Source organism: Streptomyces sp. NPDC046335 (genome assembly GCF_055587985.1).
On the sequence record NZ_JBVJFF010000006.1, the window covers coordinates 393,684 to 407,937 of the forward strand.

Annotated in this window: 17 protein-coding genes; 9 read left to right on the forward strand and 8 right to left on the reverse strand. The window is 71.2% G+C overall.

Going from position 1 to position 14,254, the window contains the following annotated elements; all coding sequences use genetic code 11:
• Positions 1–6: 6 nt before the first annotated feature.
• Positions 7–450 (reverse strand): DUF4442 domain-containing protein, encoded by a 444-nt coding sequence (locus ACZ6JY_RS17260; RefSeq protein WP_469196964.1) that lies wholly within the window; start codon positions 448–450, stop codon positions 7–9.
• 96 nt (positions 451–546) lie between these two features.
• Between ACZ6JY_RS17260 and ACZ6JY_RS17265 the strand changes: the two genes are divergently transcribed.
• The 4 genes from ACZ6JY_RS17265 (at position 547) to ACZ6JY_RS17280 (ending at position 5,274) form a co-directional block, all read left to right on the forward strand.
• The gene (locus ACZ6JY_RS17265) at positions 547–1,518 is read left to right on the forward strand and encodes a DUF8017 domain-containing protein (protein WP_469196809.1); all 972 of its coding nucleotides are present in this window, start codon (positions 547–549) and stop codon (positions 1,516–1,518) included.
• 88 nt (positions 1,519–1,606) lie between these two features.
• Positions 1,607–2,620 (forward strand): DUF8017 domain-containing protein, encoded by a 1,014-nt coding sequence (locus tag ACZ6JY_RS17270; RefSeq protein WP_469196810.1) that lies wholly within the window; start codon positions 1,607–1,609, stop codon positions 2,618–2,620.
• Between the two features lie 139 nt (positions 2,621–2,759).
• On the forward strand, positions 2,760–3,845 hold the full coding sequence (locus tag ACZ6JY_RS17275) for a DUF8017 domain-containing protein (protein WP_469196811.1): 1,086 nt from the start codon (positions 2,760–2,762) through the stop codon (positions 3,843–3,845).
• A gap of 115 nt (positions 3,846–3,960) precedes the next feature.
• Positions 3,961–5,274, forward strand: coding sequence for an MFS transporter (locus ACZ6JY_RS17280; RefSeq protein WP_469196812.1), 1,314 nt, complete (start codon positions 3,961–3,963; stop codon positions 5,272–5,274).
• Here ACZ6JY_RS17280 and ACZ6JY_RS17285 read toward each other — a convergent pair.
• From ACZ6JY_RS17285 to ACZ6JY_RS17295, 3 genes are all read right to left on the reverse strand, one after another.
• Positions 5,236–6,105 carry a spermidine synthase gene (locus ACZ6JY_RS17285; RefSeq protein ID WP_469196965.1) on the reverse strand — a complete coding sequence of 290 codons (870 nt, stop codon included), beginning with the start codon at positions 6,103–6,105 and terminating at the stop codon, positions 5,236–5,238. The two genes, ACZ6JY_RS17280 and ACZ6JY_RS17285, sit on opposite strands and share 39 nt — an antisense overlap.
• A gap of 183 nt (positions 6,106–6,288) precedes the next feature.
• Positions 6,289–7,458 carry an elongation factor Tu gene (tuf, locus tag ACZ6JY_RS17290; protein WP_469196813.1) on the reverse strand — a complete coding sequence of 390 codons (1,170 nt, stop codon included), beginning with the start codon at positions 7,456–7,458 and terminating at the stop codon, positions 6,289–6,291.
• 277 nt (positions 7,459–7,735) lie between these two features.
• Entirely contained in the window at positions 7,736–8,434 is a 699-nt protein-coding gene (locus tag ACZ6JY_RS17295) for a DNA alkylation repair protein (protein WP_469196814.1), read from the reverse strand.
• A gap of 49 nt (positions 8,435–8,483) precedes the next feature.
• On the opposite strand from ACZ6JY_RS17295, the gene ACZ6JY_RS17300 reads away from it, so the two are divergent.
• From ACZ6JY_RS17300 to ACZ6JY_RS17310, 3 genes are all read left to right on the forward strand, one after another.
• On the forward strand, positions 8,484–9,188 hold the full coding sequence (locus ACZ6JY_RS17300) for a TVP38/TMEM64 family protein (protein WP_469196815.1): 705 nt from the start codon (positions 8,484–8,486) through the stop codon (positions 9,186–9,188).
• Positions 9,189–9,629: 441 nt separating this feature from the next.
• On the forward strand, positions 9,630–10,502 hold the full coding sequence (locus ACZ6JY_RS17305; RefSeq protein ID WP_469196816.1) for an undecaprenyl-diphosphate phosphatase: 873 nt from the start codon (positions 9,630–9,632) through the stop codon (positions 10,500–10,502).
• 141 nt (positions 10,503–10,643) lie between these two features.
• On the forward strand, positions 10,644–10,769 hold the full coding sequence (locus ACZ6JY_RS17310) for a hypothetical protein (RefSeq protein WP_469196817.1): 126 nt from the start codon (positions 10,644–10,646) through the stop codon (positions 10,767–10,769).
• A 134-nt stretch (positions 10,770–10,903) separates the two neighbouring features.
• On the opposite strand, the gene ACZ6JY_RS17315 is transcribed toward ACZ6JY_RS17310, so the two are convergent.
• The 4 genes from ACZ6JY_RS17315 to ACZ6JY_RS17330 all read right to left on the reverse strand — a co-directional run bounded on the left by ACZ6JY_RS17315 (position 10,904) and on the right by ACZ6JY_RS17330 (position 13,177).
• Entirely contained in the window at positions 10,904–11,269 is a 366-nt protein-coding gene (locus ACZ6JY_RS17315; RefSeq protein WP_469196818.1) for a cupin domain-containing protein, read from the reverse strand.
• 92 nt (positions 11,270–11,361) lie between these two features.
• Complete coding sequence (locus ACZ6JY_RS17320; protein WP_469196819.1) at positions 11,362–12,114, reverse strand: poly-gamma-glutamate hydrolase family protein; 753 nt, start codon at positions 12,112–12,114, stop codon at positions 11,362–11,364.
• 202 nt (positions 12,115–12,316) lie between these two features.
• Positions 12,317–12,973 carry a PASTA domain-containing protein gene (locus tag ACZ6JY_RS17325; RefSeq protein ID WP_469196820.1) on the reverse strand — a complete coding sequence of 219 codons (657 nt, stop codon included), beginning with the start codon at positions 12,971–12,973 and terminating at the stop codon, positions 12,317–12,319.
• 126 nt (positions 12,974–13,099) lie between these two features.
• Complete coding sequence (locus ACZ6JY_RS17330; RefSeq protein WP_466231358.1) at positions 13,100–13,177, reverse strand: 50S ribosomal protein bL37; 78 nt, start codon at positions 13,175–13,177, stop codon at positions 13,100–13,102.
• A 202-nt stretch (positions 13,178–13,379) separates the two neighbouring features.
• Here ACZ6JY_RS17330 and ACZ6JY_RS17335 point away from each other — a divergent pair, with 202 nt between their 5' ends.
• Complete coding sequence (locus ACZ6JY_RS17335) at positions 13,380–13,559, forward strand: hypothetical protein (RefSeq protein WP_469196821.1); 180 nt, start codon at positions 13,380–13,382, stop codon at positions 13,557–13,559.
• Positions 13,560–13,676: 117 nt separating this feature from the next.
• The gene (locus ACZ6JY_RS17340; RefSeq protein WP_469196822.1) at positions 13,677–14,171 is read left to right on the forward strand and encodes a nuclear transport factor 2 family protein; all 495 of its coding nucleotides are present in this window, start codon (positions 13,677–13,679) and stop codon (positions 14,169–14,171) included.
• The last annotated feature ends 83 nt before the right edge of the window (positions 14,172–14,254 follow it).

A 14,254-nucleotide genomic window follows, 5' to 3' on the forward strand; every position in this document is an offset into this window, starting at 1 on the left:
GCTGTTTCAGCTGGGGTCGTTGGGACGCAGGGTCCAGACGACTCGCATCTCGCCGGTCACGGCACCGTCCGCGCGCTGGATCTCGATGGTGACGGGGAACTCGGGGCGCTGCCCCGCGTCGAGCTCGGCCACGACGTCCTCGGCCGGCCGGCCGAGCGTCGCGGTGGCCGTCACGGGCCCCATGGCCAGCTTCTTGTACGCGATCTCGGCGCTGACGGCGAGCGGCACGGCCCGGGAGAGCTGGGCGCCGAACGCGGCGAGGACGATGGCGCCGCTCGCGGACTCCCCGAGCGTGAACATGGCTCCGGCGTGCGGTCCGCCGACGTGGTTGTGGTACTCGCTCTGGTCGGGCAGGGCCACCACGGCCTTGTCCGGCGAGGTCTCCCGGAACTCGAGGTTCAGGCTCCTTGCCATCGGCACCGTGGCGGCGAGCATCTCGCCGATCGTCATCTGGTCTGCGCTCATGACCGCGATGTTACTTACCAGTAGCCAACTTGACCAGGCCCCTCCACCCCCCGGATCACGGTCCCCCTAGGCTGACCCTTCATGTGGCCAGGAGAACAGCCGCCCGGGGGCGAGCAGAACCAGCGGGACCAGAATCCGAACCCTTATCTTCAGCCGGGGTACCAGCAGTCGAACCCGCAGCCGAACCCGCAGGCGGGCCCGGCTCCGTGGGACGCGCCGACCATGCCCGCCGGGCCGGGGGCCGCGACGCCCGGGCCGCCGCCCGGCAACGGCGGCAGGACGAAGGTGATCGCGCTCTGCGCGGCGGCGGCCGTGGTCGTGGGCGCGGGCGTGACCGGGTTCCTGCTGCTCGGCGGCGACAAGGACGACGCCGCGAAGCCGGAGCCGACGAAGACCGGGGCCACGTCATCGGCCGGCTCCGACAGCAACCCCCGCGACGGCAGCGGCGAGCCGCAGCCGACCGTGGCCGGCTGGCAGGTGATCACGAACCCCGCACGAGGCATCGCCTTCGACGTGCCGCCCGGGTGGGCGCCCCAGACCAAGAGCTGGGTCCACTACGTCTCCGACGACAAGGACTCCTACGACAAGCCGCTCGCCGCCATGGCCGCGCCCGCGCTCCTCAAGGAGGAGTGGTGCGGCTCCGACGAGGACCGGAACGGCAAGAAGGAGTACTCCGCGCTCGCCGCCGCGGGCTCACGCGGCAACAGGGGCGCGAAGAGCACGGACGGCATCGCCCGCAGCGACGCCCGTGACTGGGTCTACGGCGGATACACGCAGCCGTCCACGAAGGGGATCACTGTCAGTGAGCCCACTCCGTACATCACCGCGTCGGGCCTCAAGGGGAGCCTGGTGACGGCCTCTTCGGCTGGTGTCGAGAAGCAGGACAAGTGCGACTCCGACGGCAAGGCCACCGTGTTCGCCTTCAAGGACGCCGGGGGCGAGTTCGCCTCCTGGGCCTTCGCCGGGGCCAAGGGCGTGCGGGACGAGGTGCCTGACGCCACCGTGGAGAAGATCCTCGCGACGGTACGCGAGTACGAGGAGCCCGAGGACTGAAGCTCCGTCAGCCGCCCTCCTGCGGGCCCGCGATCCCCGCACGGGGCGGCTGCGGCCCCGCCGGACCGCCCCCGTATCGTTTCTGGCCATGTGGCCAGGAGAACAGCCGCCCGGGGGCGAGCAGAACCAGCGGGACCAGGATCCCAACCCGTACCAGCAGCCGGGGTACCAGCAGCCGAATCCGTATCAGCAGCCCGGGTATCAGGCGCCCAACCCCTATCAGCAGCCCGCCGGTGGGCCGCAGGGGCAGTGGAGTGTGCCCACCGTGCCCGCGGCGGAGAGCGGCGGCGGGGGCGGCGGGAAGCGGGTCAAGGTGCTGTCCGTCGTGGCGGCGCTGGCGGTGGTCGTGGCCGCCGGGGTGACCGGGTTCCTGGTGCTCGGCGGCGACAAGGACGACAAGGGCGGCAAGGACAGTGCGGCCGGGGCACCGTCGGCAGCCGGGTCCGAGGCGCCGGCCGCCGGTGACGGTGACGACGACGAGCGCGGCGCCGACGACGAGCTCAAGCCGACCATCAAGGGCTGGCACGTCGTGGTGAACCCCCGGTGGGGCACCGCCTTCGACGTACCGCCGGAGTGGGAGGTACAGAACCCCGACTCGGCGATCGCGTTCGAGGACGACAAGACCGGCGACCCGCTCATGACCATGTCGGCGCCCGCGTACCTCAAGCCCAAGTGGTGCACCACCGACGACGACAAGGACGGCAAGACCGAGGACCACGAGCTGGCGGCCGTGGGCACCAAGGGGGCCAAGGGCGCGAAGAACACCGACGAGATCGCGCTCATCCAGGCCGGGTGGTGGGTCTACGCGGCGTACACCCAGCCCGACAAGAAGAGCTACACGGTCGACGAGAAGGCCGAGCCCTACACCACGAAGTCGGGCATCAAGGGCAGCATCGCCCGGGCCCGGTCCCAGGGCACGCCGGAGACGGGCAAGTGCGCCACGGACGGCAAGGCGATCACCTTCGGCTTCAAGAACTCCGAGGGCACCTACGTCTCGTGGAGCCTGTACGGGGCCAGGGGCGTCAAGGACGAGATCCCCGAGGAGACGGTCATGAAGATTCTCAGCACGGTGCGGACACATGGCGAGCCCATGAAGTCCTGACCGTTCGTCACGGGTGGGGGAATCGTGGTGCCCTTTGCCGCTATCTCCGCACGTGTCCCCCACCAGCGGCCGCCCTGCTCACCGTCACGCGGGAGGGCCCGTGGCACCCGGCGTCCCGGCACCTCTATGGTTACTGGCCATGTGGCCAGAACAGCAGCCGCCCGGGGGCGAGCAGAACCCGCAGGACCAGAATCCCAACCCGTACCAGCAGCCGGGGTACCAGCAGCCCAACCCCTATCAGCAGCCGGGGTACCAGCAGCCGGCGGGCGGGTATCAGCAGCAGCCGCCCCCTGGCGGCTACCAGCAGCCTCAGCAGGGCGGCTACTCGCAGCCCCAGCAGCCCCAGTGGACCGCTCCGACGCCGCCCTCGATGCCGCAGCAGGCGGGCGGCGGCCAGGGCGGTGGCGGCGGCAACAAGACGAAGATCACCGCCATCGTCGCCTCGTTGGCCGTGGTGGTGGCCGCCGGCGTCACCGGCTTCCTCGTCCTCGGCGGTGACGGGGACAAGGATGACGAGGCCGGTCCCGCGAAGCCCTCGAAGTCCGCGACCAAGAAGCCGAGCCCGACGGCCACCGGCGGCGGCAGCGAGCGCGGTGAGGGCGGCGAGGACAAGCCGACGGTCGACGGCTGGCAGGTCGTGGTGAACCCCAAGTGGGGCACCGCCTTCGACGTCCCCGCCGACTGGAAGGTCGAGACGACGGACACCTTCGTCGGCTTCGACGACCGCAAGGACGACGGCACGAAGACGATCATCGGCATGTCCGCGCCCGCGGTCTACAAAGAGAAGTGGTGCTCGTCGGACGACGACAAGGACGGCGAGTCCAGCGACATCTCGCTGGCCACGGTCGGCACCAAGGGCCAGAACGGCGCCAAGAACACCGAGGACATCGCGCGCAACGACTCCGCGTGGTGGGTCTTCGGCGGCTACACCGAGCAGACCAAGGCCGACAAGAAGAAGATCAAGATCAGCAAGGTCGAGGACTACACCACCAAGTCCGGCATCAAGGGCAGCCTCGCCACGTCCACGACGAGCGGCGCGGCCACCTCGGCCAAGTGCGACTCGGACGGCAAGGCGACCACGTTCGGCTTCAAGAACGAGGCCGGTGAGTACGTGGCCTGGACCCTCTACGGCGCCAAGGGCGTCAAGGACGAGATCTCCGACGACACGGTGAAGGAGATCCTCAGCACCGTGCGGTGGAGCGAGGCGGCGTCCGAGGAGTCCTGAGTCCGCGGGACGGTCCGACCCGCCCGCAGCGGGACGGCCTCAGGCCTTCGGCAGGTCTTCCGCCACGGGGACAAACGGTTTGGCAAGTCGGCCGGGTGGCGGGGATAGTCCCGGGGTGACGACTCCCGACGCCCCTCCGCGCCGCCGCCTGCCCTCCTGGGCGGGCCGCAACTACACACTGCTGACCGCCGCCGCGATCGTGACGAACCTCGGAAGCCACGGGGCACTGATCGCGGCGGCGTTCGCGGTTCTGGACGCCGGGGGCGACGGCGGGGACGTCGGTCTGGTGGCCGCCGCGCGGACACTGCCGCTCGTCCTGTTCCTGCTCATCGGCGGCGCGGTCGCCGACCGGCTGCCGAGGCACCACGTCATGGTCGCCGCCAACGCCCTGAACTGCCTCTCCCAGGCCGCGTTCGCCGTGCTCGTCATCGCGGGCGAGCCGCAGCTCTGGCAGATGATGCTGCTCGGCGGCCTCGGCGGGGTGGGCCAGGCCTTCTTCGGGCCCGCTGCCGAGGGCATGCTGATGTCCTCGGTCAGCGGCGAGCAGGTCAGCAGGGCGTTCGCGATGTACCGCATGGCGATGCAGGGGGCCGGCCTCGGCGGAGCCGCGCTCGGCGGTCTGATGGTCTCGGCGCTCGGCCCCGGCTGGGTGCTCGCCGTCGACGCGGCGGCTTTCGCCTTCGCGGGCGCCCTGCGGATGTTCCTCGACGTCAGCCACATACCTCCGCGCGCCCCCGGCGGCGGCCTCCTGGCGGATCTGCGCGACGGCTGGCGGGAGTTCACGGGCCGCCCCTGGCTCTGGGCCATCGTCGCGCAGTTCTCCGTGGTGGTGGCGGTGGTCGGCGCCGCCGAGTCGGTGTTCGGGCCGCTGGTCGCCCGGGACGAACTGGGCGGGGCGGGACCGTGGGGCCTGGCGCTCGGCGCGTTCGGGGCGGGCACGGTCGGCGGCGCCTTCCTGATGATGCGGTGGAAACCCCGCAGGCTGCTGCTCGCCGGCACCCTCTGCGTCTTTCCCCTCGCCGCACCCTCGGCGGCGCTCGCGGTGCCCCTTTCAGTGGCCGGGCTCGCCGCGGTGATGTTCGTCAGCGGCGTGGCCATCGAGGTCTTCGGCGTCTCGTGGATGACCGCGATGCACCAGGAGATCCCGGAGGAGAAGCTGTCGCGCGTCGCCGCCTACGACTGGTTCGGCTCGATCGCGATGGTGCCCCTCGCCACGGCCCTCGCCGGACCCGCGGAGTCCGCGTTCGGGCGGGGCCCGTCGCTGTGGGGCTGCTCGCTGCTCGTGGTCCTGGTGACGGCGGCCGTCCTGTTCGTCCCCGACGTACGCGATCTGACGCGCCGGACCAAGGAAATGCCGAGCGCCCCCGCACCGCGCCCCGCCGTCGCCGCGTCAGCCGATGCCGAAGGCCCCGTCGGGCGGCTCGGGTGAGGGCACCGCGTCCTCGTCGCGCACCGCTTCCGCGCCGCCGATGAGCCGCCGGAGCGCGTCCCCGTGCTCGACCCTGGCGGGGAAGGCGTCGCGGGCCGCGCGCCGGGCGAGGGCGGCGATGTCGAGGGGTTCGTGCGCGGCGACCAGCACCGCGTTGCCGAAGCGGCGTCCGCGCAGCACGGACGGCTCGGCGATCAGCGCCAGCTCCTCGAAGACCGCGGCGAAGGTGGCGAGCTGGGAGCGGAGGAAGGTGAAGGGCGCGCCGTCGGCGAGGTTCGCGGCATAGACGCCGCCGGGCCGCAGCACGCGGTCGGCGGTCCGTGCGTACGCGACGGTGGTGAGGTGCGCGGGGACGCGTGAGCCGCCGAAGACGTCCGCGACCAGGACGTCGGCGCTGTCGTCCGGCGCCGCCTCCAGCCACTGCCTGGCGTCGGTCCCGTGTACGGAGATTCCGGCGCCGTCGTCCCACGGCAACTGCTCGGCGACCAGTCCGAGCAGCCCCCGGTCGGCCTCGACCACGTCCTGCCGGGACCCCGGCCGGGTGGCGGCGACGTAGCGGGGCAGGGTGAGGGCGCCGCCGCCGAGGTGGACGACGTCGAGCGGGTGTTCCGGCCCGGCCGCGGTGTCCAGGACGTGCGCGAGGCGCCGCGCGTACTCGAACTCCAGGTGGGTGGGCTCGTCCAGATCCACGTACGACTGGGGGGCGCCGTCGACGGTGAGCAGCCAGGCCCGCGGGCGGTCGACGTCGGGCATCAGCTTGGCGACGCCGTGATCGACGGTGCGCGCCACCGGAATGGCCTCGTCCGCCACCACTTCGTCCCCTTGACCCATACCCGCAGTGCCCTCGCCCGTGCGTTCATCCGCGCGCTCGTACGCGAGGCCGTCGTCCACGCACTCGTCGTCCACGTACCCCATTGTGCCGTCCGCCCCGGGGACCCGATGTCCCCGGGGCGGACGGGAGGGAGCGCGACGCGACCCGCCGGGCGAGGCGACGTGCCGTCAGGTCACGTGCCGTCAGGCGACCTCCGTCACGGTGCCGGCGCCGACCGTACGGCCGCCCTCGCGGATCGCGAAGCCGAGGCCGGCCTCCAGCGGCATGTCGCGGCCGAGCTCGACCGTCATCGTGACCGTGTCGCCGGGCCGGGCCACGGCCGCATCGCCGAGGTCGACGTCGCCGACGACGTCCGCGGTGCGGATGTAGAACTGCGGCCGGTACCCCGTGGCGACCGGCGTCGTACGGCCGCCCTCGCGTGCCGACAGGACGTACACCTGCGCGGTGAAGCGCCGCCTCGGGGTGACGCTGCCCGGCGCCGCGACCACGTGGCCGCGGCGGACCGCGTCACGTGGCAGCCCGCGCAGCAGCAGCGCCACGTTGTCGCCCGCCTGCGCCTCCTCCATGGGCCTGCCGAAGGTCTCCAGGCCGGTGACCACCGTCTCGGTGTCCGCGCCGAGGACCTCCACGCGGTCGCCGAGGCGGACGGTGCCGCGCTCGACGGCGCCGGTGACGACGGTGCCGCGGCCGGTGATGGTCAGCACGTTCTCGACGGACAGCAGGAACGGCGCGTCGAGATAGCGCTCGGGCATCGGCACGTACGTGTCCACCGCGTCGAGCAGCGCCTCGATCGCGGCGGTCCACCGCGGGTCGCCCTCCAGGGCCTTGAGCCCCGAGACCCGTACCACCGGTACGGAGTCACCTCCGTACCCGTGCGTGGAGAGCAGGTCGCGGACCTCCAGCTCGACGAGGTCGATGAGCTCCTCGTCCCCCGCGTCGGCCTTGTTGATGGCGACGACGATGTGGTCGACGCCGACCTGGCGGGCGAGCAGGACGTGCTCGGCGGTCTGCGGCATGATCCCGTCGAGCGCCGAGACGACGAGGATCGCCCCGTCGAGCTGGGCGGCGCCCGTGACCATGTTCTTGACGTAGTCGGCGTGGCCCGGCATGTCCACGTGCGCGTAGTGGCGGGTGTCCGTCTCGTACTCGACGTGCGCGATGTTGATGGTGATGCCGCGCCGCGCCTCCTCCGGCGCGCGGTCGATGCGGTCGAAGGGAACGAAGGTGCCGGTGCCGCGCTCGCTGAGGACCTTGGTGATGGCGGCGGTCAGGGTGGTCTTGCCGTGGTCGACGTGCCCCATGGTGCCGATGTTGAGGTGCGGCTTGGTGCGGACGTAGGCCGTCTTGGACATGGCGGTTCCTTCTCCGGAACTCGAAGCTGTTGCCCGGACCTGCGGCGGTGCGCACGGTCGGGACGGGGACCCCAGGGGCCGGACCGACCCTCCCCTTGCGGGGTCCGCCGGAGTCTCCGGGGAGGGTCAGCTTCGGGCGCCGTCGAGGGCGTCGGGAGTCGGGACGGCAGCCTTCGCAGCGCCCGCGACTGCGGGCGTGGCTGCGAGGAAGGCGTACCGGAACATGGGTCTGATCCTCACCGAAGAGGACGCCCGCGTCGAATGGTTTTCCCTCGTCTCAGAGGTTCTTCGTGGCTTCCCGCACGGAGAGCGGCGCCAGCCTGCCCCGCTCCCGCTCGACGAAGGCGCGTACGGCCTCCGGGTCGGTCTTGGCGTACTCCCGCAGGCACCAGCCGATGGCCTTGCGGACGAAGAAGTCGGGGTGCCCCGACTGGCGCAGGCAGTAGGCGAAGAGGCGCTCCGCGTCCGTGGAGTCCTTGCGGCGGAGCTGGTGCAGGAGGGCGGTACGGGCCACCCAGAGGTTCTCGTCCTCGATCCACGCGTCCATGGCGGTCGCCAGCCGCGGGTCGGCGGCGACGAGTCCGCCGACGACGTGCGCGGCGAGCGCGTCGACGGTGTCCCACCAGGGGTTCGTCGTCACGAGGTGGCGCACGACGGGCAGGAAGCCGGACGAGCAGCGGCGGACGTGGCGGCGCAGGTAGTCCGCCGCGAAGTAGGCGTACTCGCGTTCGGGCAGCGCCCAGCAGCGGAGCGCGACGGCCGCGCAGTCGTCCTCGTCGGGGCGTGGCGTCCCGGCGAGCACTGTCCTGGCCAGCTCACGGCGGACCGGCGAGGCCAGGCCGAGGAAGGGAGCGACGTCCTTCATGTACGCGCGCATCCGCTCGGCGGCCCGTGGATCGGCCGCCGCGGAGTATGCGGTGACGAGCCGTTCGAGCACGGTGTCGGCCAGGTCACTTCGCGGGGCTGTGACGCTCATGAGACGCACCCTACGGCGATCAGACACATGAGCCGGTTAGTCTGCCCGGATGCCCGAGACCGCAACCGCCCGTCCGCAGGCCCTCGCCGTGCGCTGCACCAGAGTGCTGCTCTCGCCGTGGTCGCGGCTGTCGCTGCTCGTCGTGCTGCTGGCGGCGGCCGGGACGTGCGTGCTGCTCTACGAGCCGCAACGGCTGCTCTCCGGCGGCTGGATCGCGCAGCTCGGCGGGGCCACGGCGGTGGCGCTGTTCGCCGTGGCGTACGGGGCGTGCACCGCCGCGTTCGTGCCGCGGCCGCTGCTCAATCTGGCGGCGGGCGCGCTCTTCGGCACGCAGGCGGGTCTCGTCGCGGCGATCGCCGGCACGGTGTTCGGGGCGGGCATCGCCTTCGGGCTGGGCCGGATGCTGGGGCAGGACGCGCTGCGGCCGCTGCTGCGGGGCAAGTGGCTGCGGGCCGCGGACGGCCAGCTCAGCAAGCACGGCTTCCGGTCGATGCTGGCGATACGGCTCTTCCCCGGGGTGCCGTTCGCCGCGGCCAACTACTGCGCGGCGGTCTCCCGCATGGGCTGGCTGTCGTTCCTGCTCGCCACGGGCCTCGGCTCGATCCCGAACACCGCGGCGTACGTCGTAGCAGGCGCCCGAGCCTCCACACCGACCTCCCCGGCCTTCCTTATCGCCATGGGTTTCATCGCGGTGACGGGACTCGGCGGGGCAACGGTGGCCTGGCTCAAGCGGCATCACTTTCGGGGGCGCTGAGTTTCTTTTGCGGGCGGTGAGTGCCTGCGGTGCGGTGACGCCCGGCGATGACGGGGTGGGCCTCAGGCGGCGGCTCGGCTACGGCGGGGCGGGCCTGCGGTGGCCGCCTGGGGACGGCGGGGCGGGCCTCCGGTAGCGGCTCGGGGACGGCGGGGTGGATCTCAGGTGACGGCTCGGCGACAGCGGGGCGGGGCTGCGGTGGCCGTACGGCGGTGGCCGGGTGGGGCTCGCACCGGCCCGTAACTTTGGGCCGCTACGCTGCCCCCCGGACGGGGGACGTGATCACGTGATCACCGCCCGCGTTCCGGCGTTCGCCCACACCTTCCGCCTCAGCCACGCTCCCCGCCACGCTCTCCCGCCACGCCTCTCGATGACCGCTACGACCGCAGCCGCAAGCCGCAGCCGCGGTCCGATGATCAGTACTTGGACGGCGCAGTACTCATGTCTTGGCTTGAATCCTTCATCCTCGGGCTCGTCCAGGGACTGACCGAGTTCCTCCCCATCTCCTCCAGCGCGCATCTGCGGCTGACGGCGGCGTTCGCCGGCTGGCACGACCCCGGGGCGGCGTTCACGGCGATCACGCAGATCGGCACGGAGGCCGCCGTGCTCATCTACTTCCGCAAGGACATCGCGCGGATCCTGTCGGCCTGGTTCGGCTCCCTCTTCGGAAAGGTGCCGCGCTCGGACCACGACGCGCAGATGGGCTGGCTGGTCATCGTCGGCTCGATACCGATCGGTGTGCTCGGCGTGACGTTCAAGGACCAGATCGAGGGCCCGTTCCGCGATCTGCGGCTCATCGCCACGACGCTGATCGTGATGGGCATCGTGCTCGGCATCGCCGACCGCATGGCGGCCCGCGACGAGACGGGCGGCAGGCACCGCGTGGTGCGGGAACGCAAGGGCCTGAAGGAACTCGGCGTCAAGGACGGCCTGATCTTCGGCATCTGCCAGGCGATGGCCCTGATCCCGGGCGTCTCGCGCTCGGGCGCCACGATCAGCGGCGGCCTGCTCATGGGCTACACCCGCGAGGCCGCCGCCCGCTACTCCTTCCTCCTTGCCATCCCCGCGGTCCTCGCATCCGGCGTCTTCGAACTGAAGGACGCGGGCGAGGGGCACGTCTCCTGGGGCCCCACGATCTTCGCGACGCTCGTGGCCTTCGTGGTCGGCTACGCGGTGATCGCGTGGTTCATGAAGTTCATCACCACCAAGAGCTTCATGCCGTTCGTCTACTACCGGCTCCTGCTGGGACTGGTCCTGATCGTGCTGGTCAGCATGGGCGTACTGAGCCCTCACGCGGGCGAGTCGGCGGGGTAGCAGGGCCGTTTTCCTGCGGGAGGCCTGGAGCCCGCCCTATGGATACGGTGTTCGCATGTCACCGAATGTGCCGAAGCCCCCCGCCCGACTGGAGCGGTCAGTGGTCGAGCAGGCCCGGACGGCCCGATCCGAGGGGGCGTCATGACGTTCGCCCTGTATCTCCCCGGCTCGGGCGCTCTCCCGCGCTGGGCGCAGATCACGGTCGGCGTCGTCGTCCTGGGGCTGGTCGTCGCCCGGGTCTGGTTGCACTTCCGGCGCCGACGGTAGGCACATCAGGGGCTCCCCGCGACGTCGGTCTTGTGGTCCACAATCGCGGAGGCGAGCGGCGTGTGCACCTCACGTGGGAGTGCGTGCTTCCCAGCTGCGGCGGAGCAACTGATGCCCTCGCGAGACAGAGACAGCTACGCCTCCGCTGCTCTCGCGTAGTCCTGCGCCATGCCACCGGCGAAGTCGTACAGAACGACCGGTTCGTCGCCGACGACCCAGGCATCGTGGCCGGGCGAGCATACGAAGACATCGCCCGGTCCGACTTCGGATTCGCCACCATCGTCCATGCGAAGACCCATCCGCCCCTGAACGACGTAACCGTTGTGGTGGATCTGGCAGCTCTTGGTCCCTGCGAGCGGGGCCACGGATTCGGACCAGCGCCAGCCGGGCTCGAAGGTGCCCACGGCGAAGTCCAGCCCTGTGAGATGAACGGCTTCGAGGTGACCGCGGGGGAAATCTCGCCGCTCGTCCGGCTTCTCGACCGTCTTGACCTCCATCATGACGACTTCCTCCATTCGGGCTTCGCGCCCATGCTCCGGGAGTCAGTCGTCGCCGCCGCGGGATCCACGGCCGACATCACCAGCCGATCCCTTCATCTCATCGTCTGCCTGTCAACCGGGGAACGCCACTTGGGGGATTGTTGGGGCGCGGCGGCGTTGTCCACGGACAGTGCCGCCCTGACCCTGATCGTGCCGGCCTGCCTGCCGCCCGGTGAGGTCAGGGTGCGGCCGCCGCATGCCGCCCGGACCGCGGCGGCGTAGCGGTGGAAGGACTCCGTGCGGGCGTCGGTCTCGCGCATCTCCGCGGAGAGATCCCCGCCGGGGAAGAAGCTGCGGCGCAGGGCCCGGCTCATCTCCAGCTGCACGCCGCCGCCCGACAGCGTCTTGTTGCAGATGTTCGCCGGGCTGGTGCCCGCGATATCGCTCGCCGCGCTGGACACGACGAAACCAGCGGCCCGCAGGTTGCGGCTCACGCGGGCGACGAGCTCGGCGTCCCGGCCACCGATCGCGGTCATGGGAACCTCGCCGCTGCCCCGGTAGCCGTGGAAGGACAGACAGTGGCGGGCAGTCGTCACCGCCGCCAGGGCGCCGGGCTCGTCGTATCTCGTCGACGTGATGTGCAGGGCCGCGTTGCCCGCGTCCTTCACCCCGTCGAGCTCGTAGTACCGCATCCACGTCCCGGCGACCGCACGGGCCATCTCCCCGGACCCCGCCTCGATGGCACCGCCGTGGATGGCGATGGACACCCAGGTCGCCCCGGCCGGGCCGGCGGAGTGGATCCGGTAGTCGACGCCTTCGGCCTCCGCCTCGGCGAGCTCCGCCCAGTTGCGGTACAGGTCAGCCACGCGGCCCCACGCCTCCTCCACGCTGTATCGGAGGCACTGCCGCCGGTCGTCGTCCGCACCTGTCCCGAGTCCGCGATACCTGACCCGGCGGTGCCGTTGCCGCACAAGTGTCCTATACGGCCATGGCCACCGGTACGGCCATGGCCATGACACGACGCGGCGCAGCGCGGCGCGATGACGGTCACGCCGGTTCACCGCTGCGTCAGCAGGACTCTTCGAACTTCACCGCGCTGAGCGTCACAGGCCGACCGTCGAGCTTGGCGCCCGCGGCAGGCTCCTGCCCGCAGACCTGCCAGTTCGACTCCATGAGGATGAACCGGTCCTGCCCCGAAGCGTCCTTCACGGTGATGCTGGTGCCGGAGTCGAGAGCGCCGCGCGCGACCTTGACGGCCTTGCCCTTGAAGTCGGGCATCTTCGCGCCTGCGGCCTGGGGCTCATCGGCGCCGGCGTCCTTGGCCGGGCAGGTCTCCTCAAGCTTGACCGTGGCGAAGTCGACCTTGACGTCGGTCGGGTGCTCGCCCGGCTTCGGGGTCTGCGAGCAGACCTTCCAGTTTCGGTCGAAGGCCTGCATGCGGTCGCGGCCGAGCGCGTCGTGCGAGGTGAGGCCGTAGAAGCCGGCCGCCTGCGCCTGGTCCTGCGCGGACTGCAAGCCCTTGCCGGTCATGTCGGGCAGTGCGGCGGTCTCGGCCTTCCCGTCCGCCCTCTCGGCGGCGGGCTTGTCGGTGTCGGCACTGGTACCGGCGCTGGTACTGGCGCTCGTGCTCGTGCTCGTACTGGAGTCCTTGGCCGGGCCGCAGCTGGTGAGCGCGAGCAGGCTGGTGCCGACGATGAGCGCGGCGATGGCGGTGCGGTTGTGCATGATCCCCCCAGGGATGGCGCATGTACTGAAAGGAGCATCATGCGCCATGTGAGGGGGATGTTAAGGCAGAGTGACGCCTGGACCGGCGGGCGCCACCGCCCCGCCCAGCGGTGACGCCCGGACGGCCTACGACTGAGGGCGGCTTCCGTGGTTTGCCGCGTGCTTGCGGCGGGCCTTCTTCTTGCGGCGTCGCTTCGACGACATCTCGCCACCTCTCTCGGTAGGGCTCAGCGGGGCTCGGTACGGACCAGGCAAGGTTTCGTCACATCACCCGAGTCGTTTTACACCGTTCCATACGGATTTGCGGGCGGCTACCTGAGGCAAATCAGCCTCGATCGATCACCTGGCGGAGGTGTTCGGTAGCTGACAGTTCCGATTGTCGTAGCCATCCCCTAGGCTTGACGTCATGCCCTTAACCCCACCACCTCATGGTTCCGCGCGCTCTTCCGTGGAACTGAACGAGCGCATCCGCAGCCTGTGGCTGCGCGCCGGCGGACGCCTCTCCGCCGAGCAGCGCGCCGAGTACGAAAGACTGGTGACGGAGTGGGCGGCAGCCGTCCGCGCGGAGGTCGTGAAGGCCGCCTAGCCGGTCCCCGGCGCCGGGCACCGCTCCCACCCCGGGCGGCGGTTCCTGCACGCCACTCTTGCACGCCACTCCTGCACACCCCTTGGCTCGGCACCGCCCGTGCCCAACACTGAGCCGATGACGCAGCGCGTGGAACTGGCCGCCGTGATCGACCGGTTGGCCATCGATGCCCTCATCACCGAGTACGCGGTGACGGTCGACGACGGCGACTGGAGCGCCTACGAGCAGCTTTTCGCTCCCCAAGGACGTGCCGACTACCGCTCGGCGGGCGGCATCGAGGGAGGCGCCGACGAGGTCGCGGCCTGGCTGGCCGAGACCATGCGCATGTTCCCGGTGCGCCAGCACCTCATCGTGAACCGGAAGCTGGAGTTCGGCACCCTTGACCAGGACGTCGGCGACACGGCACGCGTACAGGCCGACTATCTGAACCCCATGCGGTTCCCCGACCGCGATGGCGCCCAGAAGTCCACGGCGCCGGACTTCGAGTGTGGCGGGCGGTACGTCTTCACGCTCCAGCGGACCCATGCCGGCTGGCGGCTGCGGCAGGTGGCGGTGGAGGAGAAGTGGCGCCGGATCAGCGAGCGGCCCGCCGAGGCTCCCGCCGCCGGCTGACCCACTCCCCCAGCCCGCGGCCCCCAGCGGACACCCCCTGTTCTAGATCGTCAAGGGCGCGCACACTGGGATTCCGGCAGGCG